Annotated in this window: 21 protein-coding genes and 2 pseudogenes; 19 read left to right on the top strand and 4 right to left on the bottom strand. The window is 56.3% G+C overall.

Annotation, left to right across the window (positions count from 1 at the left end):
* The first annotated feature begins 11 nt into the window (after window positions 1-11).
* From BJ6T_RS37295 to BJ6T_RS37270, 6 genes are all read left to right on the top strand, one after another.
* Complete coding sequence (locus tag BJ6T_RS37295) at window positions 12-1,136, top strand: DUF3800 domain-containing protein (RefSeq protein WP_014497751.1); 1,125 nt, start codon at window positions 12-14, stop codon at window positions 1,134-1,136.
* On the top strand, window positions 1,133-1,828 hold the full coding sequence (locus BJ6T_RS46330) for a hypothetical protein (protein WP_141379388.1): 696 nt from the start codon (window positions 1,133-1,135) through the stop codon (window positions 1,826-1,828). The genes BJ6T_RS37295 and BJ6T_RS46330 overlap by 4 nt, the downstream gene beginning before the upstream one ends.
* A gap of 6 nt (window positions 1,829-1,834) precedes the next feature.
* Window positions 1,835-3,751 (top strand): ATP-dependent nuclease, encoded by a 1,917-nt coding sequence (locus BJ6T_RS37285; RefSeq protein ID WP_014497749.1) that lies wholly within the window; start codon window positions 1,835-1,837, stop codon window positions 3,749-3,751.
* The gene (locus BJ6T_RS37280; RefSeq protein WP_043900305.1) at window positions 3,657-5,123 is read left to right on the top strand and encodes a UvrD-helicase domain-containing protein; all 1,467 of its coding nucleotides are present in this window, start codon (window positions 3,657-3,659) and stop codon (window positions 5,121-5,123) included. Before BJ6T_RS37285 ends, BJ6T_RS37280 begins: the two co-directional genes overlap by 95 nt.
* 326 nt (window positions 5,124-5,449) lie before the next feature.
* Window positions 5,450-5,806 carry a hypothetical protein gene (locus BJ6T_RS48765; protein WP_223153695.1) on the top strand — a complete coding sequence of 119 codons (357 nt, stop codon included), beginning with the start codon at window positions 5,450-5,452 and terminating at the stop codon, window positions 5,804-5,806.
* 45 nt (window positions 5,807-5,851) lie between these two features.
* Complete coding sequence (locus tag BJ6T_RS37270; protein ID WP_014497747.1) at window positions 5,852-6,382, top strand: gamma-glutamylcyclotransferase; 531 nt, start codon at window positions 5,852-5,854, stop codon at window positions 6,380-6,382.
* Window positions 6,383-6,676: 294 nt separating this feature from the next.
* On the opposite strand, the gene BJ6T_RS37265 is transcribed toward BJ6T_RS37270, so the two are convergent.
* Window positions 6,677-6,883 carry a cold-shock protein gene (locus BJ6T_RS37265; protein WP_011084914.1) on the bottom strand — a complete coding sequence of 69 codons (207 nt, stop codon included), beginning with the start codon at window positions 6,881-6,883 and terminating at the stop codon, window positions 6,677-6,679.
* Between the two features lie 1,918 nt (window positions 6,884-8,801).
* Between BJ6T_RS37265 and BJ6T_RS49755 the strand changes: the two are divergent.
* From BJ6T_RS49755 to BJ6T_RS44210, 3 genes and pseudogenes are all read left to right on the top strand, one after another.
* Window positions 8,802-8,948 (top strand): annotated as a pseudogene (locus BJ6T_RS49755) (M12 family metallopeptidase); the annotation flags it as partial.
* A gap of 235 nt (window positions 8,949-9,183) precedes the next feature.
* On the top strand, window positions 9,184-9,693 hold the full coding sequence (locus BJ6T_RS37255; RefSeq protein ID WP_225895009.1) for a S1 family peptidase: 510 nt from the start codon (window positions 9,184-9,186) through the stop codon (window positions 9,691-9,693).
* Window positions 9,690-10,472 carry a hypothetical protein gene (locus BJ6T_RS44210; RefSeq protein WP_011084918.1) on the top strand — a complete coding sequence of 261 codons (783 nt, stop codon included), beginning with the start codon at window positions 9,690-9,692 and terminating at the stop codon, window positions 10,470-10,472. Before BJ6T_RS37255 ends, BJ6T_RS44210 begins: the two co-directional genes overlap by 4 nt.
* A 911-nt stretch (window positions 10,473-11,383) precedes the next feature.
* Here BJ6T_RS44210 and BJ6T_RS37240 read toward each other — a convergent pair.
* The gene (locus BJ6T_RS37240; protein WP_011084919.1) at window positions 11,384-12,301 is read right to left on the bottom strand and encodes a TauD/TfdA dioxygenase family protein; all 918 of its coding nucleotides are present in this window, start codon (window positions 12,299-12,301) and stop codon (window positions 11,384-11,386) included.
* 862 nt (window positions 12,302-13,163) lie between these two features.
* Here BJ6T_RS37240 and BJ6T_RS37235 point away from each other — a divergent pair.
* Complete coding sequence (locus BJ6T_RS37235; protein WP_011084921.1) at window positions 13,164-13,448, top strand: hypothetical protein; 285 nt, start codon at window positions 13,164-13,166, stop codon at window positions 13,446-13,448.
* Window positions 13,449-13,683: 235 nt separating this feature from the next.
* Here BJ6T_RS37235 and BJ6T_RS37230 read toward each other — a convergent pair whose 3' ends face one another.
* Window positions 13,684-14,118: a hypothetical protein gene (locus tag BJ6T_RS37230; protein WP_223153694.1), complete on the bottom strand. Its 435-nt coding sequence runs from the start codon at window positions 14,116-14,118 to the stop codon at window positions 13,684-13,686.
* Window positions 14,119-14,143: 25 nt separating this feature from the next.
* On the opposite strand from BJ6T_RS37230, the gene BJ6T_RS47720 reads away from it, so the two are divergent.
* Together BJ6T_RS47720 and BJ6T_RS44200 are read left to right on the top strand one after the other, a co-directional pair.
* Window positions 14,144-14,362: a hypothetical protein gene (locus BJ6T_RS47720; protein ID WP_162130951.1), complete on the top strand. Its 219-nt coding sequence runs from the start codon at window positions 14,144-14,146 to the stop codon at window positions 14,360-14,362.
* A 47-nt stretch (window positions 14,363-14,409) separates the two neighbouring features.
* Window positions 14,410-15,369: pseudogene (locus tag BJ6T_RS44200) on the top strand (type IV secretory system conjugative DNA transfer family protein); the annotation flags it as partial.
* Here BJ6T_RS44200 and BJ6T_RS47715 read toward each other — a convergent pair.
* Window positions 15,357-15,560 (bottom strand): hypothetical protein, encoded by a 204-nt coding sequence (locus BJ6T_RS47715; protein WP_014497739.1) that lies wholly within the window; start codon window positions 15,558-15,560, stop codon window positions 15,357-15,359. The pseudogene BJ6T_RS44200 and the gene BJ6T_RS47715 sit on opposite strands and share 13 nt — an antisense overlap.
* A 351-nt stretch (window positions 15,561-15,911) precedes the next feature.
* Between BJ6T_RS47715 and BJ6T_RS37210 the strand changes: the two genes are divergently transcribed.
* The 7 genes from BJ6T_RS37210 to BJ6T_RS47710 all read left to right on the top strand — a co-directional run bounded on the left by BJ6T_RS37210 (window position 15,912) and on the right by BJ6T_RS47710 (window position 22,937).
* A complete protein-coding gene (locus BJ6T_RS37210; RefSeq protein WP_197905464.1) occupies window positions 15,912-17,231 on the top strand; it encodes a lysine N(6)-hydroxylase/L-ornithine N(5)-oxygenase family protein in 1,320 nt (439 codons plus the stop codon).
* Window positions 17,228-18,532 carry an MFS transporter gene (locus tag BJ6T_RS37205; protein ID WP_014497737.1) on the top strand — a complete coding sequence of 435 codons (1,305 nt, stop codon included), beginning with the start codon at window positions 17,228-17,230 and terminating at the stop codon, window positions 18,530-18,532. Before BJ6T_RS37210 ends, BJ6T_RS37205 begins: the two co-directional genes overlap by 4 nt.
* Window positions 18,498-19,277 carry a phytanoyl-CoA dioxygenase family protein gene (locus BJ6T_RS37200; protein WP_011084927.1) on the top strand — a complete coding sequence of 260 codons (780 nt, stop codon included), beginning with the start codon at window positions 18,498-18,500 and terminating at the stop codon, window positions 19,275-19,277. The genes BJ6T_RS37205 and BJ6T_RS37200 overlap by 35 nt, the downstream gene beginning before the upstream one ends.
* Before the next feature lie 24 nt (window positions 19,278-19,301).
* Complete coding sequence (locus BJ6T_RS44195) at window positions 19,302-19,631, top strand: cupin domain-containing protein (RefSeq protein WP_011084928.1); 330 nt, start codon at window positions 19,302-19,304, stop codon at window positions 19,629-19,631.
* Between the two features lies 1 nt (window position 19,632).
* Window positions 19,633-21,210, top strand: a complete 1,578-nt coding sequence (locus tag BJ6T_RS37190; protein ID WP_014497736.1) for a class I tRNA ligase family protein — start codon at window positions 19,633-19,635, stop codon at window positions 21,208-21,210.
* 19 nt (window positions 21,211-21,229) lie between these two features.
* Window positions 21,230-22,363, top strand: coding sequence for an aminotransferase-like domain-containing protein (locus BJ6T_RS37185; RefSeq protein WP_011084930.1), 1,134 nt, complete (start codon window positions 21,230-21,232; stop codon window positions 22,361-22,363).
* 406 nt (window positions 22,364-22,769) lie between these two features.
* Window positions 22,770-22,937, top strand: coding sequence for a hypothetical protein (locus BJ6T_RS47710; protein WP_155256178.1), 168 nt, complete (start codon window positions 22,770-22,772; stop codon window positions 22,935-22,937).
* Window positions 22,938-23,261: the final 324 nt, after the last annotated feature.

Raw genomic sequence — 23,261 nt, 5'->3', positions numbered from 1 at the left:
AGTGGGAATGGATGGATATTGACGAACTTCGGGATGCTGAAATCCAGCTACATGGTTTGACCAAGGCCGACGGCGTCTATACGTTTTATCACGATGAGACCAACAATATCCGCAAGTTGTATATTGACGATGGACGTTTGAACGTTGCTGAGCTGAAGGTATTCGTCCTCGGCGGCATTGTGCATGAAGGAGCACCGCGACCGATTGAGATTCAATCGCTTCGAGAAGCGATGCGTATCCAGAAGACGGCTCCGGAAATCAAACTGGAGCATGTCGCCAAGGGTAACTTTCTTGACGTTCTTCGCTCCCGAAAGCTGACCACATTCCTTCGATGGCTTATCGATAACGGGTTGATGATCCACTATCACGAGCTGGATCCATTCTACTGGTCAGTTGCAGATATCATCGATTCGATCGTGCCTGAACTTGGCAATCCGATGCTCTTGCAATACCACGTCTTGCTGAAAAGCGACCTCGTCGCAGTGCTGCGCTGCGAACTGGCCGCAACCATCCAGCTATTTCACGATTTCGGCTATCCGGGGTTATCACCCGAGGGGCGGAGACCCTTCCTCGACAGGCTCATTGAGATTCTCGAACGTAACAGTGATGTCCTCCCGCATTTCAATGCAATGATGTTGAAAGGTGTACTGCAGGCCGGACGGGCGCTGGAGAGTCTGGAGTTCATTGAAGGTTATTACCCGAACCTGCTCATCGATGAGTTCAGTACCTTTTACCAGGGACGTATCGCGATCTTCAAGAATTCGACCCACATCTTCGACATGGAGAAGGTCATCCACGACCGCCTGCTGGAAACACCTCTGACCAGCCAGGGGAAACCGGTTGCGAACTTCCGATTTGCGGATTCCAAAGCCGAGCTAGGGCTTCAGATCTCAGACGTTATTGTGGGCGTCTTAGGAAAGATGCACACCTACTTTACGAACACGGGTCATGAGGACGTCGCTGCGGATCGAGAGGCTCTGGCCGGGACGAGCCTGGAGAACGCAAAACTCTTGTCGGACCTCATCTCAGCTTCGCATGCAGCCAATGTCACGTTCCTTCATCATGTCGCCAGTGTGCACGACATAGATAAGCTTGATCTGTTTCTTCGCTTTCCAGATGGGGCTCACGTTGCATGAACGAGGCGATCAATAATCGGCATTCGCGAGGGTGGGATACTTCGAACTTCTCAGCTGAACGTCGGGAGTATTTAGATGGTGATCTTGCCTTTGAAGCAATTGCAAGATCTATAGCGTCTGAAGCCACAGTCTTGAGAACTTGGTTGGAGCCATACCATACGGCGAACCCGAGAAATCATCCGGAGCGCTCCGCTCGACAGGTATGCTTCCGTGTCTCGGTATACCCGCAGACCTTTGATCTGTTCTACAATTCATCTGATGGCCTGAGAGGCCGGTATTGGCAGGAGCCCGAGCTCGGCTTCGAAGCGACTAAACAGGTCATCCGCCTACTTAGACCGAATTTGATGCGATTCGCCGAGGCCAACCCTCCTGGGTTTGAACGTAGGAGTAAGTTCGCAAGTGAAATGGGTTTGGCGGATGTTGGGATTTCCTTGGACGCACCATCATCAAAGGTATGGGTAGGGGAGGAAGTTCTCATTTCCAGCCAGCCAGAGCTTGTTGTGCAAAGGTGGATCGAAAACGAGGGGAGGGGGATCATGGGAATGTGGTGTAAAGGACCCCGATGGCGCTGCGCCCCTGAGAGTGGGGAAATCGAGGTCAAGGGTGGTCTGATTGATTCCGATGGCCGTGAGCGCATACCGGAAAGCAAGGTCAGGCGATCGGAAGAAATCCATTTCTTCGGGTTCACCTAGGCCGAGATGGCTCCCCGTGTTAAGGTTGTTTCACACGGGGAGACAACTGATTTGCGAATCGTACGAGTCGAGATTGACAATTTCCGGGGCATAAAGCGATTGGACTGGCAGCCAAGGCCAGGAATCAATTGCCTTATCGGAAGCGGGGATTCTGGCAAGACGACAATCTTGGATGCCATCGAACTGGTCTTCGCATCCAGGAACGGTGTGATGTTCGATGATGCTGACTTTTATGACGTGGATCCAAAGAAAAACCCGATATCAATAACCGTCACATTGGCGGATATTCCCTCCGAATTTCTGCGGAACGACCGCTACGGAAACTATACTCGCGGTTGGCATGGCGAGACACAAACGCTTGAGGATGAGCCTGACGAGGCAAGGGGCTTTCAGCCCGCCCTTTCGGTGCGATTGACTGTTGACCAAACCCTTGAGGCTGAATGGGGCATCTTCAATCGGCGCTTAGAAAAGGAAGGTAAAAGACTTCCATCGTTGAGCTACAACGATCGCCAAGAAGTTATGCCTTCTCGATTGGGACCCTACGCGGACCACCATTTAGGTTGGGGACGGCTTTCCGTTCTCAACAAGATAACTGAGGACGCAAAGGGGTCTCGTGCGCTCTTAGCTGAAGCTGGACGTATCGCGCGTGCGGAGTTCTCCAAGGAATCAAAAGCGCTCTTCGCCGAGGTGATCAAGCAAGCCAAGTGTGCGGCTCAGGCATTGGGCGTAGCTGTAACAGACGACCTGCAAGCGATGCTGGATATTCAAGCTGTCGGGCTTTCTGGCCGGGGGATATCCCTACACGAAAAAAATCTTCCCTTACGGCAACTCGGATTGGGTTCGTCGCGGCTCTTCGTTGCCGCGCTCCAAGATCAGGCACGAGTAAATGCTTCTATAGCGCTTATTGATGAAGTGGAACACGGCCTAGAGCCGCATCGCATTGCGCGCGTGCTTCGCCAACTGAAGGCGCCAAAGAAAGATGGAAGCATAAAGGCTCAGGTTTTTCTTACCACGCACTCTCCTGTTGTTCTCTGCGACTTAGCTGTTAGCCAGCTTCATGTGGTTAGGAGAGACAAGATAACAGGGGATGTAACGGCTCTATCAGCCGAACCGCAATTCAAGAGCCTGGATTGCCAGGCGGTATCTAGGACCACACCGGAAGCTTTTCTGGTGCCAACTGTGCTCGTTTGCGAAGGAAAGACTGAAGTAGGTCTTATGCGCGGTCTCGACCACTACTGGTCCGACACGGGAAAGTCTCCGTTTGCGACGCTCGGTATTGTCGCTGTTTCAGGGGGGGGCGTCGATCGGGCGCCCATGGTAGCAGGATATTTTCGTTCGCTTGGCTACAGGGTGGGGCTTCTGCTCGATACTGACCGGGAGCCAGATGACAAGACCATTCTTGCGGAGCTGAAGACTGCCGGCGTCTCGATCTTTCGATGGAAGGACAAGCATGCCACCGAGGATCATTTATTCAGGGATTTGCCAACGCCAGCAGTAAAGAAGCTGCTGAAATCAATGATCAGCTTTGAGGCCGAAGAGCAATCGTTCATCGACCGATTTAATCGGAGGTTACCGGAGCGAAAGATCAAGAGCGTTGGAGAGCTCGAGCAACTATTAGACGATGCAAAAGTCCGAGAGGTTCTAGGCGGGCTGGCTAAAGTCCGTGATAAGCTGGACAAGGATGGCAAGCCTGATCCGCGCGAAAGAGGTGTATTCAAGGATATTGCTGCCAGTGAGTGGGTCGGGGAGCAGTTGGTAGGGCCCAACCTAAACACGATGACAGGCGATTTCCCCAAATCATTGGGAAAATTCGTACTTGGGCCGATCAGTGACTGGCGAGGTTCTGATCCAGAAAATATTGAGCTGCCGAGCAGGAAGCGTTGTCGCTCCTGCCGGATGCGGGAAGACAGAATGCATTACTGACGTTTTAGCCGCCGCTGCGGGCCGTTATCTTGTGCTCACCCATACACTCGCTGGTGTTGACGCTCTTCGGAAACGTCTCGCTGAAAAAAAGGTGAATTCACAGAACTATGACCTCGACACGATTGCTGGTTGGTCGCTTCGTCTGTCTTTAGCGTTCCCACAGAGATCTGGCTTATCAGCTTTTGAGCCCAAAGAAGAAGAATGGTCGAAGGTCTACGCCGCGGCGCAGAGACTTATCGAGAGAGGTGCGATCAGTAGCATTTTAAAGGCTTCATATGCTGGCGTTCTGATCGATGAGTACCAGGATTGTACGATTAGCCAGCACTCTTTGGTCAAAGTGGTCTCTCGGTATCTGCCGACTTGTGTATTTGGGGACTACCTGCAGTCAATTTTCGGTTTCAGACATGACCCAGCCGTCGATTGGGATGTTGATGTTGTCAGCGCCTTTCCAAGAATTGAAGAACTGGCTGAGCCGTGGCGATGGAAACGAGTAGGGAATATTGAGCTCGGTCGTTGGCTAATGGCCATTAGAGATCCGTTGAAGACAGGCGGCACTATCGACTTATCTACAGCTCCCAATGGATACATTGAGTTGGTAAAGCCTAACTCCCGGAGCAAGGCAGATCTCCGGAAAGCAAATGTTTATGCTGGTTTGAAACCAAAGCTGGGTAAGGACGAGACACTCATTGTCATCAGTGACAAAGCAAGCGAGATCGTCCGGGCCGCATTAGCTAGTAAGATAAAGTGTAGCTCGATTGAGCCGGTGGGCTGTAAGCGGCTTGCTGAGTTTATTCTGCAGCTCAAGACCGAAACTGGTAAAGCCCGACTCGAATCCATCATGCAATTTGCGGTCGATTGTATGACGGGGGTGGGCAAGAAGCCATTCATGGATCGTGTTGATAGATTGTCGACCGGCTGGAGGGGCGCCAAACCTTTATCGGTGGCAGAGGCCGCTGCACTTGAGGTAATAAACTCGGATGGCCTGGATCCCGTTATCAGATTGTTGGAAGCACTGTGCAAGACGGCAAATGTTCCTTTCAGAAGGGAGCTCATGTCATCTGCACGACGCTCGATAAAGCTTGTGATTGATGGTGAGCAGCCTGATTTGGATAGCGCAGCATGGCAGGTGCAAAATACGGCAAGGCACGCCGGACGTCGTTTGGCCAGTCGATCTGTCGGAAGCACCCTCCTTGTTAAAGGCCTTCAGTTTGATCATGCAGTCATCGTTGCGCCTGAAAGATTGGAAATAAATGATCTCTATGTCGCAATGACTAGGGCATCGAAAACGATAACCATCGTGTCGCCTGTTCCCATCCTAAGGGCGAAAGCGAAGAGGAAGGCATCGGGAGTTACGAGTGGGGCTTCGGTTTGAGCGAGTGGGTAAAGTCCGGCCTTTCGTCCCAAGTGCGTGCGCAGATTGAGGGGTATCTCTGTTGGCCGCTGCGGAGCTTTAGCGTAGGGTTCCCTAAAAGGGAGGCTGAATAGATGCTTACGTCGCCGACGGTTGGATTCGTTAGGACTTGGCAGGAGGAGTCTAAGCGCTGGACATACACCCTCACAACTTTACTGGGGGATTGGTTGAATCAGGCAGAGAGGCAATTCGGCACGCGTGATCGGAGCTGGACGATCCTTGGAATTGAGGTGGGAGGCCCTCGCCCTGGTGTTTGGTTTCCGCAGTACTCGCAGGAAAGCAGATGCGTGGTGATTCATCTGAGCGACACTTGTCAGTCGAATGAAGAGCAAGCGCGTTTCGAACTGTCTCAGGAAATAGTGCACCTCCTTACCCCGAACGGGGGTGGCGCCGCCCTTAACATTGAGGAGGGAATTGCCACCCTGTTTGCAAACCTGGTTGGGCCAAGGCACGTGAACGCCCCTTCTTATGTGAAGGTGTTGGGCTATGTGGAGGAACTTCTGAAGATTGACCCTGAGGCGATCATTAAGCTGCGAGCGAATAGCGATAGGTTTCAGGATTTCACTCCGGAGTTTATCCAGAAGCGGGTTACAGGCGTGTCTGATCAGCTAGCCTCCGACCTTTGCACGCCCTATCGGGACTAGACTGGTGAGTATGCTGTTCGAGCAAACCTTGGCCCAGATGGAGGCGTGATCGTGGTCTGGGTCTTTGGCTTCGGGTCTCTCACCTTTGATGGATGGCAGTCCGAGTTCGGCTGCGTGGGGTCTCAGCGCGCAACGCTTCGTGGCTATCGTCGAACCTTCAATAAGAAGTCAGTGGTTAACTGGGGGGCCAAAGAGAACCCTGGCATCACGCTGAATCTGGAGCCGTTTGATGGGGCCAGCTGTGAGGGAGCCACTTTTGAGTTTCCGGACAATGACCAAATACCGGTCCTCTTACGTGCTCTGCGAAAAAGAGAAGCGTGTGATCCGACAGATCTGCAGGTGCTGTTGGCCGACGGGCGCTCGGTAGACGCCAAGGTATACATCTATGAGGGAGTAAACCCGCTCGGTTCGACGATAAGCACTGCCAAGAAGGCAGAGATGATCCTCAAGGCCCGAGGCACTAGTGGCAGTGCACTGGATTATGTGAGGAGGAATTTTGAAGGCCTGCACGATGTGGGTTTAGAAGATCCGGCCGTTACCGAGCTATGGCAAGCAGTGCAGGCTCTCCGGGGCTAGGATTTGCCTTTAAGGGTATGGGAGAGGGTATAGCTCCGGCAGATGAGCTCGGTAGCGAGGCGATAGCAGACCATCCGTCCCGGCTGGGGCCTCGTCAAGAATGCTGCCTCAAAGTGTGACATCTATCACATTCAGGCAGGTCTAAGTCGCTGATTTAGCACAAATGCTAGCACAGAAATATTTCTACGTTGATTTAGTGACGATATCTCAATTGCTTGCGTCGATTACCATCCGTCTCGAATCGTGGTGGCTTGGTCCTTAGAGAACCATGTCTCCCCTCGTCGCGAAAGAAGGCTATCCTATACGCAGATTGTCTGCGGACACTTTGCCGGAGCTGCCGGTCTTGCGCTCGAAGCTGATCCGGGCCCCCTCAGCAAGGGAGGTGTATCCGGCCTTCTCGACTGACCTGATGTGCACGAATACGTCGGCTTCGCCATCATCGGGCTTGATAAATCCATAACCCTTTGTCGCGCTGAACCACTTCACAATACCGGTTGCCACTACAATGTCTCCATCTCAAACAACAGCGATCTAAGTATGGTTTGCGAAGGGCATCAAGCCGGTGCGCGGGGTATGCAATGTTGCTCCGGCACGATATGGAGCAACATCGTCGCCGGGCGTGAGCTTAGGGAGGGGCTAGCTGGAACGCCCATCGCGCGCCCTCAGCGGCTTCCGGCGGAGGTGCCGGCGACTGGCACTGTGGTCTTGTCGGCCCGGCGCAAGCGCGGGAAGCCTACTTGCAAGGGGTTTCTCAACCATGCCTTCGAGCGTTCGCTCCTGAGAGTCAGGTACGCTCTTCTGTTCCAGAAGAGCAAGAAAGGCCCGCCCTTTGTCCGTTATGATCCATTGTCCGGGTTCCCGCGTAACCAGCCCTTGTCCGAAAATATTGAGATCCGGCGTCTGCGCCGCCAATCGCTTCGTACGATCCGTCCACTCCGGACCGCTGGTGTAGAACACCGCCAGGTAATCCTTGAGGACGGCAAGGCTCGCCCGGCCCTCCGGTTGGCCGGCGAGAATCCTAAGTATCGAGACCTGAAAACTCACTTTCTCCAACCAAACGCGGTAGCACCAAAGCCGCAAATCTTAGCGGCACCTGCCGGACCCCGCGCTCCACTTTAAAACAAGAACCTCAAAACAAATGCTGATGCGGATCCGGCAGATTGGGACGCAAATGTAGACCGTCCTTGTCGAGCTGGGGAGGCCCTTTGATTCTATTCCTCGCTCGTTCCTGCAAGGCTGTCGGGCTGTCAAGCGTCGAACCGGCCTGATCATGGACAGCCCAAAGCTTGGCAAAACGGAGTTTGCGCCTCTCAAAGAGACAGGTTTCGAGGACGAGTGTTCGATCTAGTGTCGCCGCGTCCATACGAACGCGAATGGATGCCCCAAAGGTGTTCGCCAAAATCGTAATTCGGATGTCGAGCCTGGTACAATCTGAGGTGACGTTGCCTGCTCTTATCCCCCGTTTAGCAAAGGATTGCGGCGCATATGGGCGAGTTCATGCTGGATCTCGACGCCGCTTCAGCTTCACGGCCCTGCATCCGCTAGCCTGTCGGCCTAAGCAGCCGGACCCGAGCCATGATCGGTCGGTAAGCTGCTCGGTCGAAAGTCCGATCTAAAAACGCGAAAGGCGATTGCCGACAGCGATAGCGGGACTTCCGGCGAGCTTGCGCTCAGTATCGTACCTCGCCCGCAGCTCTTGACTGATGCCCATTATTGCGTGAACGAGAGGCATCAAAATTTGGGAATGGCAGCTGAGAATGATGGATGTGGTTGCTGAGGCGAACGCCTCGGAGTTACCGCGCATTTTGCACAAATCCTCCCGGCGCTCGTCTTGGATTCTCGTCCTCTTGGTCTTCTTTGGTTTGTGTGCCGCGGCAGCCTATGTTTGGACTAACATGGAGACAATTTTGGCGAGGTCGCAAGTGCTTGGGCCCGCGCCGATGCATGGCTTGTCACCTGAGGTTAGGGAAGCTCTGCTGGAGGTTCGATTTGGTCCGTCATCCGCTTCAAATCGGCTTGCTGCGCACCGATATTGCGATTGAGTTCTGCGATTACATCGCTCGCCCGTTGTTGCTCGGATCGCAGTCTCTTCTCCGCCTGCAGCCCAATCAGCTTCGAAGCTGGCGAAAAGAGCGGTCCAGCCCTCTAAGCCAGAAGGGCCAATTTCCGTTGGCGGCGCGCCGCTGATCCCTGAGCCAGGATCTGGCCAGCATTGACGGAAGCGCTTGGGGGATCTCCGCCTCAACCAATTCCGCCTGAAGCTTGTCGGCTGTGCGTCTGATCCCGGTCTGCCCGCGTCCACGCACTGCCAGCAACCCATACTGGGGGTCCAAAGGTTGGTTTTGGTGCCAGTGTACAGGAGGGTGGAGTATCTCGACCGCAAGCCGTCAGGCATGACTCTCAATTTCAGCTTCAATCATTGGAGCAAAGGCTCCGAGATCGGCGCGAGTTCTGCATTCGCGTTGTCGCTGTCCACGAATTCGGACATGCCCTCGGTTTTACGCATGAACAGAACCGCGACGATGCGCCGGAGGCGTGCCGTAACGAAAAAGCTTCCGGCTCGGTCGGCGATTATAAGGTCACCCAATACGATCTCGATTCAATAATGAACTATTGTAATCCAGCATGGAACGGAAAGGACAACTCAGCCCACTCGATATCGCCGCCGTCAGGAAATTCTATCCCTCCCGACACTCGGTCTCTTACTATCCACGGGCGCGCCCGCGCTGGCCGATCGCGCGGCGGTGCAGATTGCTGCGCGCTACAATGTCAGGACGGTTCACGTCCAGTACGTTGGCGTGATGTACAACGACAAGCAGGAAGTCGGCGGCGGCTCCGGGCTGCTCATCGGCGACAGCCTCGTGCTGACCAACAGCCATGTGATCGGACGCGAGGAGAACTACAAGAGCTTCGACGTCAATGCCCGCCTCGGGTCGCGCAATGCGAATCCCATCAAGGTCACTGCGGTTCATCGCGACGATGCCAGGGACCTGGCTCTTCTGGAGCTGTCGCAGTCCGCCGGCAATAGCCGTGGCGCCTCTCGTTGCCCGATGCCTGTGATCAACGACAACCAGCAGGCCCCGATGGGGACACAGCTCTATTTGCTAGGTTATCCTCTCGATCTGGATCTGAGCATTTCGAGCGGTCTGATCAGCAGCCAGACGAGCCCGAACGGCCGACGGCAGACCGACACAATCATGAATGTCGGCAACAGCGGCGGACCTGCATTCAACGAGTTCGGCGTGGCGGCATCGTCAAGTGGAACGAGGCGCAGGTTTCCGGTGTCAACTTCATCATTCCAGCGACCGTGATCACCGCAAGCCCGCTCTACAGCATGATCGCAGCCCTACCACAACCCTCTGTCTGCTGGACGAAATGGGTTGACACGACGATCTTCTTTGAGAACTGGAGCAAGCTGAACTCCACGCATGTGCAGACCCAAGCCAACGCTGGGGTGAAGATCCCCGAAATTCTTGCCGGAGCGATCCACACGATACTGCCCGAAGACCGCCGCCTTATCGTGAACGTGCCGGTATCACAGCTTGACGAACCGAAGCAGATCGAGCGCTCCTATACGGTGGATAAAACCAAGGACGACCACCCCGTCGTCTTTGCAGAGCATACTGCAGACTATGCCGAGACGTTCCCTGCAGAGCCCGGCTATCGCATTGCAGGGTGCACGTGGCACGTCGAGACCGGAAACGGCGCCAGCAATATCGCTTGTGCGGTCAACGATACCGGCGCGCAGGCTCGCTTCACCTACAAGCTCACGAGCGGACCTGCCGTCGACAGATACCGCGGATGGCTCGGCGCCACTGTCAACGTTTCCCAGATCCTTGCGACGCAGGTGCCGATCGATGGTCATGCTTTCCTTACCGGCCTGCGCTTCCAACGGGCTGCATCGGCTCGGCCCCGCTTTCCGGCAGGTTCAGGCGATACTCGTTGTCCTCTTCTGCGCGCTTGCGGCCGGTTGCGCCCACCAGGGTCCTGCTTCGCAGCCGGCGAAGCCGCATATCCACAAAGCACCACAGAAACATGTGAGCGCGTTCAGGGGATATGGCTATCGCTACGACCCCGGCTATTACCATGATTTTCGGCGCTATCATGGTTATCGGACGTGGCGGCCCACCGCCGGCGAGGCGAGCGAGGAGGCACCTCCCGACAAGAGCACTACCGGGTCCGACGTTGTGGTCAACAAGTCAGTCTTATTGATCGAGGAACCGCAATTCACGCTTAACACTGCACGCCATTTGCGGACCGCCATAAGACGCGAGGCGGCCACTGTGGTGCTTGTAGAGGTGGATGACCTCATCTTCGATAAATTGAGCCGCCTCTCTCAGATACGGTCGTAACGGGCAATAACCAGCTAGACGTTCCTCCGACCGAGCCGAGGGAAGCAGGCGCGTCTGCGCCAGAACTCTTCCGAGACGATGGGTGGTCACTGGGCGCTGAGACCTTGGGCTGCGGCTTTGAGGATGCGCGGGAAAGTGCGCCAGCCGCGTTCATGAGGAGGAACCGATCGGTGTAAGAGTAAACTGTTGCGGATGGCGAGATGGTAGATCCCTCACGCATGCTGGTGCAGGCAGATCCATATTGCATCCCAACTTCCTTAGCGTTGTAAGGCACGATAAAGCGCGGTGCTAACCAGCTATAATGTCGCGGCCATTACCCCAAGAAAGGACAGATCGTATGGGATTGCTCAAAAACGTACGAGCGGAGCATTCCTGGAAAGGCCCCCGGCCATGTGGCGCCGATCGAGACTCAGCATCTGCCGACGAGAACACTCCCCGGCCGCTCTAATGATTATTGTACCGCTACGAGCAGCTGCTGAACCTCTTGCGGCCTGTGAAGAACAGTTGTTGCTTTTCAAGTTGAGAGGCGCCGCATCGGGTTCATATTTTGACTGCGACGGGAACCTAGCTGCCGAATATTGCAGAGAGCGATTGAGCGCACAACCGCAGAGTTTCCATTGTGCGTGTCGTAGTCAATGTTGTCGCTTATCTAGACAGCTTGGTGGTCGCCCGTTATGCGCGTTACGCTACTCCGACCATCGATGCTGACTGGCACCTCACCGGCGACGGTTGCGCGATGAACGAGGCGATGTTGGTCGCCGTAGTCATTCACTGCATAATGTTGTGTAGCGCGATTGTCCCAGATCGCTACATCACCATCCCTCCAACTCCAACGCACAGTGTTTTCGAGCGCAGTGATATGAGACTGAAACAAATCGAACAGCTTCTGGCCATCGTATTTCGGCAGGCCAACGAAGTTTTGCACCAGAGCGCCGAGCACGAGCGTGCGTTCGCCAGTCTCCGGGTGCACGCGCACAACGGGATGCTCAGTCCGATAGATTGTTTTAGTGAAGACTTCGTCCAAGTGCTTCTTGTCGAGCTCGCTGACGCGGGCAAGTATTGCGTAGTCAAAGGCATTACTGTGAACGGCCCATAGCCTGTCTGCAAGCCCTTGGAGCGGCGGCGCTAGGTCGAGGTAGGCCGAGGCGGTGTTTGACCAGACCGTATCGCCACCGAAAGGTGGCATCACAATGCCTCGCAGCACGGCGATCTTAGGGTAGGCATCGACGAAGGTTCCATCAGTGTGCCAGAGATCCGCCCGGCTACCTGCACGGGTGGAATCAAGCTCGATGATCGACGCTGTTCCCTTGATCGCACCGAGCGTTGGATGAGGTGTCAACTCTCCGAAACGAATGGCAAAGCTCTCCTGCTCCGCATCATCGAGGTGGAGCTGGCCGCGAAAGAAGATGACCTTGTGCTCCAAAAGCAGCCCATTGATCGAGGCAATCGTCTGCTCCGGTAAATCGCCTGACAGTTTGACATTTCGGATTTCTGCGCCGATGCGCACTGCGCGTTTAATGACATCGGCGCGAGGAATGACATTGTCCGACAAGATCATTGCAGTCATGGTCCCATCTTGCGTAGCCCCTAGGCCACACTATCCGCTCGACCAGGCAGACCAGCGCGAGCGGCGACCGCTAGCTGGATCCGTCATCATCTATGGGTAGCGAGTGGCTCCCGTTTGAACTCACGCGACTTCGAAAAGGTTACCGCAGCATCCGCTTCATCGAATATTGAACAAATCCCTAGTTCGATCAATTGCTAGCAGTGGTAGTTGACCGCGGCGAAAGCGTTGTATTTCGCTGAGCGTTTGCTCTTGCGTCCGCTGCCCGATGAATAGGAATCTGTTCGAATGCACGGTCACTGACACCGAAGCGATAAGAGGTCCCCTAAGAGCTGCCCGTTCCTCGCCGCAAAACGTCGATAGAACGGCAGCGTCCGGAGAACGCCGGCCGAGGTTCGGGCCATTGACGGGGGCGGTCTTCGCAGCCGCGGCGTTCGATGCCTTCGCCGGTATGAGGGAACATCTGCGCGCCACAGCACGCCTCCTTCGCTTCGACCGGGTTGTTTGTACGCTTGAAGACGAGGCCTGTGTAGCAGACGCCATCCCGGATGTCGGCAAGAGACCACGGCTTCTCGCCCGCTTTGTAATAGACACCAGTCGTGAGATTCCACGCGACGGTGCGTCATCCTGCATCTTGCGGGAAAGCTCGCCCTTGCTGTTGAGGTATTCGCGCGGGGCAATGGCGGTCTGCGCACGAGCTGGGTGATCGCCTCGCAGCCAAGTAGCCTGGCCCTGAGCTGGTTGTGGAAATGGTTTTCGAGCAAGTGCTTCTCCGCGGCCACATTGGCGTCGTCGAAGAAGACGCCTTGGCGCTGTACCGCTATTTGGAGAAGAAGCCTATATCGCCCTGCGGTGCCAGGATCTGATGTTCGGTAATCCATCCGAGTATCTGGCGAAGACGGCGGAAGTGCTTTCGATCCAGCTCAAGCCCGATCTTGTCGCGACCGACGTTGAAATGAAGGCTTCGCGTGAGTTTCTGATCCACAACGGCGGCCTGATCAATCAGCTCTACCTCGACGAGGCCGGCCGCAAGCTCGGGGCAAAATCAATGAAGAACTCGATATCTACGAAGATTTTTCGCAGACGTAGTCAGGAACGCCAAAATGTTATCCGGCGCTATCCAAGAGAGACCGAGCAGAAATATCGATGAAGACCCAACTCACAGAGTGTCGCCGGATCGGTAGTGTTCTTTCCGTACGCGGACAATGTGACCTAGCTTACTCGCGATATTGATTGTGAGCGTCCAAACCCCTCGGACAGTAGGGCGTAAGCCGTCCTTCAGTCCGCTGCTGCCGCATCGACGGCGACCAGTCATGTGCCGAGGGAACCGATCTAACTGTCGAGTTTCCCAAGATAGCGCGCCGCGCCGAGGCGCATCATCGTCATCAGCGTTGGCTGATCGCATGGCGATCGTGAGGCATCGTTGGAAGGGGAGAGCGGCTCCCAGCGCGCCAACGGGCCGCGCCGGATCGACAATTCGCTTCCCGCATGCGAGCGAAGGCGGTCTCCCGCGTCATGGTGGCGATCTCCGCGGGGGTCAGGCCGAACATCTCCTCGGGCGGCGTCGCCCAGGTCTGCGCACGGATCGGCGAGGGCATGCCCATCCGGGCAAGGAAGCCGTCGAACTTGCGAAGGTCCATGTCTGTCTGCCTTTGAAGTTCGCGCGCCGACATGCGCGAGGCGCCGTCATTCGCAAAGGTTAACATGTGCACGCCGATGACATCGCCATCCCGCGTGAAGCCGCTCGCCCAGATGAAGAAACTGGCGCAGAGGCAGGTAAAGCCGTCGGGGTCCGCGAGGCCGTCGCCTTCCGGGCGCACCTTGTCCTGCGTGGCTTGCTTAAAGATGCAATGGGGCTGGCTCGCGTTGCTTGTCGCGGAAGGGGGCACGCACTTCGCTCCGCAAGATCCGGATCTGCTCGCCGATATCATCACCGGCGTCGCCGATGCCGCCCGACGAAGAGCTCGTCACGACCTGGAGGAGATATCCCGATCGAACATAGGGCGTTACCGGCGCGCGGAAGCGCTGCCCATCATGCTGCCCTACTTCATCGCAGAAATTTGACGTAGAAAAGCTCGCGCTGGGGATCCGCAATCGCGTGCATCGTTAGATATCTTCGCCATGATGGGCGGGAGTATGTCCTGTTCTTCGTTCCCACGAGATCGGGCAAGGGTGTCGGCCTCGTTATCCCTTCGCTCCCGACCTGGCCGGGCTCGGCGATCGTTCGTCAAGGACGAGAACTGACAGCTCACCGCTGGCTTCCGTAGCCAGCGCGGTCGCGTCCTTCTCTTCGATCCGACCAATGCAAAATCGTCGGCCTATAACCCGTTGCTCGAGGTCCGCCGCGGCGAGTGGGAGGTGCGCGACGTCCAGAACATCGCCGACATCCTGGTCGACCAGGAGGGTAGCCTGGAGGAGCCGAACTACTGGGAGAAGACCAGCCACGCCCTCCTGGTTGGTGCCATCCTCCACGTCCTCTATCCCGAGGAAACAAAACCCACGCCGGCGTCGCAGCCTTCCTGTCCGATCCGAAGCGGCCGATCGAGACGACGTTCGCCGCGATGATGCGAACGGCGCATCTCAGCGAAGGCGGCGTCCATCCCGTCGTCGCTTCCGCTGCCCGCCAGCTGCTGAACAAATGCGGTAACGAACGCTGGGCGTCCTGAGTATCGCGATGTCGTTCCTGGGCCTCCACCGAGACCCCGTCGTGACGGAGGTGACACGGCGCCGCGACTGGCGGATTATCGACATCGTCGGCGGGGATCGGCCAACCACGCTTTACCTTGTCGTGCCGCCCTCGGACATCAACCGCACCAAGCCACTCATCCGTCTGATTCTCAATCAGCTCGGCCGCCGCTTGACGGAAGATCTGCAGGCCAAGGCCGGCCGACGCCGCTTTCTCCTGATGCTTGACGAATTCCCGGCGCTCGGCGGCTCGATTTCTTCCAGTCCGCGCTGGCGTTCATGGCCGGCTACGGCATCAAGAGTTTCCTGATCGCTCAGTCGCTGGACCAGATCGAGAAGGCATATGGGCCCAACACTCGATCCTCGACAACTGTCACGTCCGAATCGGGATACCGCGCTTGACATGCCGGTAGCGCATAATTTCGAAACGGCGGAACAACCCGACATCATGCTCGGAGGTAATGGTCTCAAAAATGCGAAGCATCTCTTGCGGGGCGGCCGCCGGCGTCTCGCCTTTTTGGAGCAACGCAGGTGCATACTGAAGGTTCATCAAGACGACGTCGGCGTAGACGAGCACTCACGGTGTTGGTTTTCAGCCATGGATCCGCGCGCTCCGAATTCCGCATGTGTATGTCCGATTGCCGCCGCAATGTCGTAAATCCGACAAGAGCTGCCGGGGCGATTCCGCACGAAATGCCGTAGGTGGGCATGTTCTTCTCGTCCAACAAGGCGCAGTCGAGATTTTGTGGGTGGCACGGCGGTTGCTATTGAGCAGACGGACCACTGCCGCGCTACAGGCCAAGCCGCTGCCCCATCCCAAGTCACACAAACGTGCTTCAGTAATCAATCGACGTACCCAGACCCGGACAGAATTTACGCGAGCGCCAACGACAAGAACTTACACGAGTTCAAGGAGGCTTCTGTGGAAATGCTGGATGTCATCGGAATTGGGATCGGCCCATTTAACCTTAGTCTTGCAGCGCTTATTGAACCTACTCCGCTCCGCGCACTTTTCCTGGAGAAGCGAGACGCACTTGTCTGGCATCCGGGCCTTGCGCTGCCGAACAGCCGCCTACAGGTGTCGCCGCTTAAGGATTGCGTGACCCTGGTCGATCCTACTAGTCCATATTCATTCCTCAACTATTTGGCGCTGCATGGTCGGCTCTACAGCTTTGTCAACAAGCGCAATGCTTCAACATCGCGGCAGGAGTTTATTGAGTACTACCGGTGGGTCGCAGGGCGACTCAAGACGCTGCGCTTTTCCGAGGTCGTCAATGATGTTATTCCCTTTAGGGACGGCTACCGCATCAGCACGAATACAACCACATACTTAGCGCGCGCTGTTGTTGTTGGTGTTGGCGTAGAGCCCAAAATCCCCGCCTGTGCCAGATCTTTGCTATGTGGAACTCTCTACCATGCAGCTGACTATCTCGAGCGGCCGCTACCGCAAGCAGCCGAGCATGTGCTCGTTGTGGGAGGCGGTCAGAGTGGCGCTGAGATTACCGAGGACATTCTTACTCGTTCTGTATCCACCCAGATCACGTGGTCAACGTCGCGTTCGAACTTTTTTGCCATCGACGACAACAGCTTCGTGAATGAAGCTTATACGCCCGCGTATAGCCGTCGCTTTCACGCTCTACCGCTTCAGCAACGCCGCGATATAGTCGAGGGCGAGATGCTTACGAGCGATGGCATTTCCGTCGACTTGTGCAACCGCTTATATGAAATGCTGTACGAACGCAGCGTGGATGGCACGCTGACCGACCGTTTTCGTGTGTTGCCCAGCGTAGTCGTGAAAGGCATCACCTCCCACAAAATGGGTTGGCGAGTAGATCTAGATGAGATCGCAACGCAGCGAAATAGCTGCATTCTAGTCGATCGTATAGTGCTTGCTACTGGTTTCCAGCCGCGTACGCCGCCCTTCTTGGAGGCCCTGCTCGAGGGAGCATGTATGGAAGATGGCCTGCCAGTACTTGGCCCGGACTATGCAGTCCGCTTCGGTCGGCCCGTGCCAGGACCAATATATCTACAAAATCAAAGCCGCGTGCAGCACGGATTGCAGAGCGCCAATCTATCTTTGGTCGCGTACCGTAACAGCCAAATTATCAATAGCCTCCTCGGCCGACCGTTTTATTTGAATACATCCGGTAGGCAGATGATTCAGGTTTACGCAACTTCGGACGCGTCTGAACGAGACGCCGGTGTGGTGGCGATGCGATCGACCCGACAGGTATCGGGTGGCACATGAACGGCGGCTCGACCTCACCGCTGCGGGGCCGGATTGCGGATGGAACGGCCAACCCCGCCGATCAGCTTTCAGGCACGCTCGACTACCGCGCCTTTGTACCATTTTTGATTGCCTCCATTGTCATTGCAGCAGCTTACGGCACTAGCTTTCTATTGCCGGACTACATGCATGCGCTCGAAACGGATGGTCAAGCCGCTGGTCTTATCATTTCCAGCGGCATGGCTACCACTCTCGTTTCCTGTTGCTTGGCAGGGTGGCTGGCAAAGCGGATAGGCCTATTGCCCACGTTGACTGTCGCATCCTTGTTTATGGCGTTAGCCATGCTTGCCTTTGCCGGCGCTGCCCTCGATACGCGAGCTGCGTACGGTGGAGGCTTGCTGGTGGGCGCTGCCTGGTCAGTGTTCTTCATTTTGGCACCGCTGCAGATCATCCGCCATCTACGGCCCTCAGCACGTATTCAGTATTTGACGGTCTTATCCGGATCACAAATGGCTGGGCTCGGCCTGGCAGCTCCACTTGGTCACTTGCTCGCAAAATACACTGGTTCGCTGGCCACGATTTATGCGGTGCTTGCGATTGCGTGCGTGATCGCCGCCGCCTGCGTAGACCTTACAAGACGCGCGACGTCGAGGCTATCGGCACTGGCTATGCCAGATATCGCAATTACTCTGGCCGCGACTACGACACTCCTTCAGAAGTGCACAGCACTCCCCATCGCCATGATTGCGATTTCAGGCTGCGTGTTCGCGGGGCTGTCCACATATCAGAGCGCGTATTCCGCCTCACGTCACCTGAATTCCGATCTGTTCTTTCTCTTTTTCACTGCTACGAGCGTGATACTACGCTTCTCTGTCGCTCACCTCATGGGCAGCCTGCCGTTACGCCGACTGGCACTCACGCTCATCCTACTGACCGCTGCGTCTCTGGTGCTGTTCCTTTTCAACGGTGGCAGCACATCACTCTATATTGCGGCCTCTGTCCTCTTTGCCGCCGGCTATGGGTTAAGTTATTCAACCTTGAATACGATAGCCGTCAATCTCGCCGGTGAGCACGGCGTCTCCGTGCCCACTACATCGCAGATATTTACCCTCGCATACTTTCTCGGGCTCTTCGGCTTTCCTATGGTCGGAGGGCAGTTGGTCCGTGGATTCGGCCCTGACGTGATGTTGCTTAGCCTATTGAGCGCGACCGCTCTTAATGCGGTGCTAGCAACCCGCCTCGGCCAAAGCACATCTGATCCGTCTCATTTTAGGAAGGAGCTCACACATGCTGACCGAGGCGCAACAATCGAAATGGAATAAGGATGGATACCTTCGATTGGAGAAGTTCTTCGATCCAGCCAAGCGCGACAAGATTTCTCGTTACGTTGAGGAAGTTGCACGTTGGGATGTAAGCTCCGACAAGTGGATGTTGTGGTTCGAGAAGACGAGTGACAGCAGAAAAATTATTTCCAAGGCCGAGAACTTCTTAGACTACCATGCCCCTCTACGGGACGCGCTCCTGGCCGATGGCCGCATTCGTATAGCGGTCGAGACACTCTTGAATGAGAAGACACGGATGTTGAAGGAACTTCTGATCTTCAAGTATCCGGACAGCGGCGGGTACCGCCCTCATCAGGACATCTATCATGTCCCGCACAAGATACCCGAACGCATGGTGCACGCAATTGCATCCATCGCCGTGGACGACTCCGGCCCGGGCAACGGTGGGCTCTTCTTCACGCCAGCTCGCCATAAGGAAGGAATGTTTCCGATGGATGCGGGTGGCGTGATTCACCCGGAGATCGCCGAGGCCTTCGCATGGGAGCCGGTGCGATTGAAAGCTGGGGATGTTTTCATTTTTGACGATTATGCGCCCCATTACTCCTTGCCAAACAAGAGCGATCGGTCGCGTCGTGCGATTCACTTGGTGTTCCAGCGCGCATCCACTGAGGGGCCAACACGCACCGAATACAACCGCATGAAGCGTGCGTACAACCCACCAGAAGAAGCTGTGGCAGATCTTGAGAACCTAAAGCGTCCCAATGGCATATTCTATCGCAACTGATAGCCACGTCTGAGGAAGACCAACATGTACACGACGCGGCCCGATCATTCTCTGATGCGAACCGAATACGGCGCTCTGGTCTGGCGCCTCTTGGAGCATCTCCCGGAGGGTCTCAGCCCAGCATTTGGCGCATCAGTCGCGGAGCTCGCTCCAGGCGATGCGGTCGACCCGCACGATCATCAGGAGCACGAACTGTGGCTGCTGATCTCTGGTCGTGGAGAATTCGAAGTCGACGGTCAGGTCCGTAATGTTAGCGAAACGAGCTTGTGTTACATGGCGCCACATCAGAGGCATACTATCCGCAATATCAGCCAAGATAGCGCTCTCAAGTTTATCTCGATCTGGTGGGATTGACGTGCGCACTTATTTTATCTGTCCCGCGCCGCCTTGCCCTAACGGCAAGCTACATCTGGGTCACATCGGCGGCGTGTATTTGCCCGCTGATATTTTCGTCCGCTTTCAACGCATGGCCGGCCATCGGGCCTACTACATCACGGGCTCAGACGAGCACGGCACATATACGCTCGAAACGGCACGAAAGCTCGGCCGATCCTTTAGCGAGGTCGCAGAAGGATACGTTCACAAGATCTTAGAGTGTTTGCGCGCGGTGCAAATTACGCCCGATGTGTTCGTGCGCACGTCCAGCGCGATTCACAAGGGAAATGCTCTAGCGATATTCCGCGAGCTGCAGGCGGCCGGCTACGTCGACGTACGGCAGGGCGTCCAACTGTATTGCGAACATTGCGATGAGTTCGCTGCGGACTCGCTCGCAACTGGCCGTTGCCCGGCTTGCTCATCGCCTTGCGACAGCAACCTGTGTGAGAACTGCGGGCTGGCTCTTCAGCACGACACAATCCGTGACGCCCGGCACGTCACCTGCGGCTGCAATCTTGTGCTAAGACCCATCACGCAGGCCGTGTTCGACATGCCACGTCTCGCTCACTCACTGCACGAAGCCATTGGAGAAAGCGTATGGCCCGAGCCGATACGGGCCAAGGCGCGCGCTTGGCTACTCCGGGAGGTGCGCGGCTTGCCGATGACCCGCCATTTCAGGCACGGCGTGGAAGTAAAACAGCCTGACTCTCTGATCGGCCAAACGCTGCTTACATGGTTTGAGGGCCTCTGGTGCTTCGACACCGGAATTCGCGAGCAATGCGCCCGCGCCGGTCTGGACGCAAACGCGGCGTTGCACGACCAGAACACCGAGATTCTTTTCTTCATGGGGCAGGATAATCGTTTCTATTACACGCTAGGTGTGGCCGGCGCTCTGCTCGCGCGCGGCTACCCAATTCCCAAAAATCACTCAGTCCAGGATTTCTACAAGCTGAAAGGCGAAAAGTTTTCCACCAGTCGTGATCATGCTCTTTGGGGCGATGAAGTGGCGGGTGACGTGGGACCAAACGTACTCCGTTATGCGCTGGCGCGAGTGGCCAAGCCCTTTGGAACCGACGCAAACGATTTTAGTCTCGACGGACTCGTCTCGGCAGCGTCACGCATTCGGGTCTGGGAAGATGCGTTACGGCGGTGTGCAGAAAGCGCACGTACAGTAGAGAGCACCGAACTCTCCCCGAATTTCCGCCGCTTCGCTGAAGATTACGCCGATGCGGTCACCGCACTGCGTTTCTGGGATGCGCTTGATATCATCGACAGGTGCTTCGAGCTAGCTGGCTTTGCACATGCAGACGATTGGACATGGAATGCTGCGCAGATCTCGCTGTTCCTGAGCCTCCTCTATCCCGTAGTACCTGAGCTAGCGATGGGCTACGGCCAGCATTACTTTGGCGGTGCGTGGCGGCCGTCCCTCGAGACTTCGGCCGTAGCAGCCCAGCCAAAGACGTCGGTCGACTTTCCCTGTTTCAGCACGCCGATACCTGCGAACTTTGCCGCGGAGTACAATAAGCGCTTTGGCAAAGAACAGATTTCGCAATCATGACGATCCGAATGACGAAGCCATGAATTCCCGCATCTCAAAACGCAGCGCTATCGCTCAAGGTTTCGCGCCGTTCAACTCCTCAAGTGCGAAGCATGGTATCAATTTCGGCTACGCCCTGGCTGACCCGGTCATGTTTGCAGAACTGCCGTGGCCAGTCGCGTTTGACGGAGGTACAGGTGTGGCTCTCGCCGATCTGCCGCAGTATACGGATGCGGCGGGTTTGCCCGAACTCCGTACAAAGCTCGCACTGAGGTACGGTGTGCGGCATGACCAAGTTATGCTTACGGGTGGAGCTTCACAGGCCTTACAACTGCTTGCCGATGGCTGGATTGACCCCGGTGACGTGGTCCTGATGGAGGACCCCTCCTACTTGGGTGCACTGCGTACGTTTTCGATCGCGGGTGCAACCGTGGTCCAGCTAGGTCTAGCCGCAGAGGGAGTCGATCTAAACGAAGTCGAGGCAATACTGCAGACCAATGCCCGGGTGAAGCTTTTCTACACGATGCCAGCATTTCATAATCCAACCGGTCGCCAGATGTCGCGCGACTATGTGGCCAAATTGGCGGCACTGCTAGCCCGCAGTGGCGCTCTCTTGGTGCAGGACCTTGTCTATGCTGAGTTACCCTACAACGGTCCAGCGCATTGGGTGGCGCCAGGCAATAACGTGATCAATGTCCATAGCATCTCAAAAGTTGCCGGACCGGGGCTACGGTTAGGTTGGGTGCTTGCGGAGTCGGACATCATCAACAGGCTTGCGCACCTCAAACGCGACGGCGGCGTAAGTCCGGTCCTAAGTAACATCGTTTTGGGGTTGTTGCAATCGAGCGCTCTTGACTCGCACATAACACGCTTGCGCGAGCACTACCGAGCGAAGCGAGACAGCGTACATAGCTTATTGCAGCGTAGCCGGATTTGCGACCTGGGATATAGCGTGCCAAGCGGGGGCTTCTCGTTCTGGGTGCGGCTTACCCCGGGTACGGATCCGGAGAGGTTTATTGAAGCTGCAAGCCGCTTGCACGGCGTGCACCTTGTAAATGGTCGCAACTATGGCCCAGGAAGTGGCCGTCACATGCGCCTGTGTTTCAGCTATCTTCCAATATCTCTCATTGAGCAGGGGCTGGAGCGCTTAAGTCACTTGCATGCTAACCTCTAGACGCGCGTGGTGTGTTTCAGCAGAGTTTTCCGATCTGGGACGGCGTCGCACGTCCAGCTCCTAGCGACGACACTTCTGAAGGGGGCGAGCTCGCGAGGACACAACAAGTCGCTGTCCTGCTTTGTTGCCGGCCGGCAAGGTCGCCTTGGTGCGCCCCTAACCGACCTGCCCGTCACTCGCCCGAAGCTGCGAAGAAATGTATGCGGGCATGGCCAAATACATCGCGAAGATGTGCGGATAGTCATAAGCCCGCCAGATATGCAGGCGGCCCTTTGGGCTGGGATCGCTGCTTTCCCTGTTCTGCTTCCAATCGGGTGTGCCGTAGAGGCCATAGGCGTAGCCTCCTATGTGGTACGTTTCAGCCCGCCCCAGACGAACGTATCTATATACCGATCCAGCGCCGCCTATGCTCGCGACACGCTGTGCAATTGCGCAGGCGATTTGCATCAACGAGAATGGCGACGACGCCGAGCAAGCACTTGCCTGTCTGATGCAAGCTGAAGACAAATTCGGCTTCGACATTCGCTTTCGCGCGCGCGTGCCAAGATCCACTGGCGCAGACGCGATCATGTAGCGGCGCTCCCGCTGCTGACTGCCGCTGCGGAAGCCGGCGGACAAGACGCAACCGAAGCCATATCGCCCGCGAGGCAGGCATAAACGCTGCGACGCTCGGCGACTGGGCGTCGGCGAAGCAGTGGTTCGAACGTGCTCAGGTCGAGGCGGCAAAGCTTGACAAGTTACCATCGCCGCGAGCCATGCCGATCGGGTTGCTCGCCGATACCGCGCATGCCGCCTATTGCGCAAGGCCGGCCCGACATCTCAATCGTCAAGATGCGCGACGCCCTCTCCGCCTTGATAGGCGTCGAAGCGGAGGGAAGCCGGCGGAAGCCTATTGCCG

It is taken from the genome of Bradyrhizobium japonicum USDA 6 (genome assembly GCF_000284375.1).
GTDB classification, from domain to species: Bacteria; Pseudomonadota; Alphaproteobacteria; order Rhizobiales; family Xanthobacteraceae; genus Bradyrhizobium; species Bradyrhizobium japonicum.
This window is presented reverse-complemented; position numbering and strand designations above follow the sequence as displayed.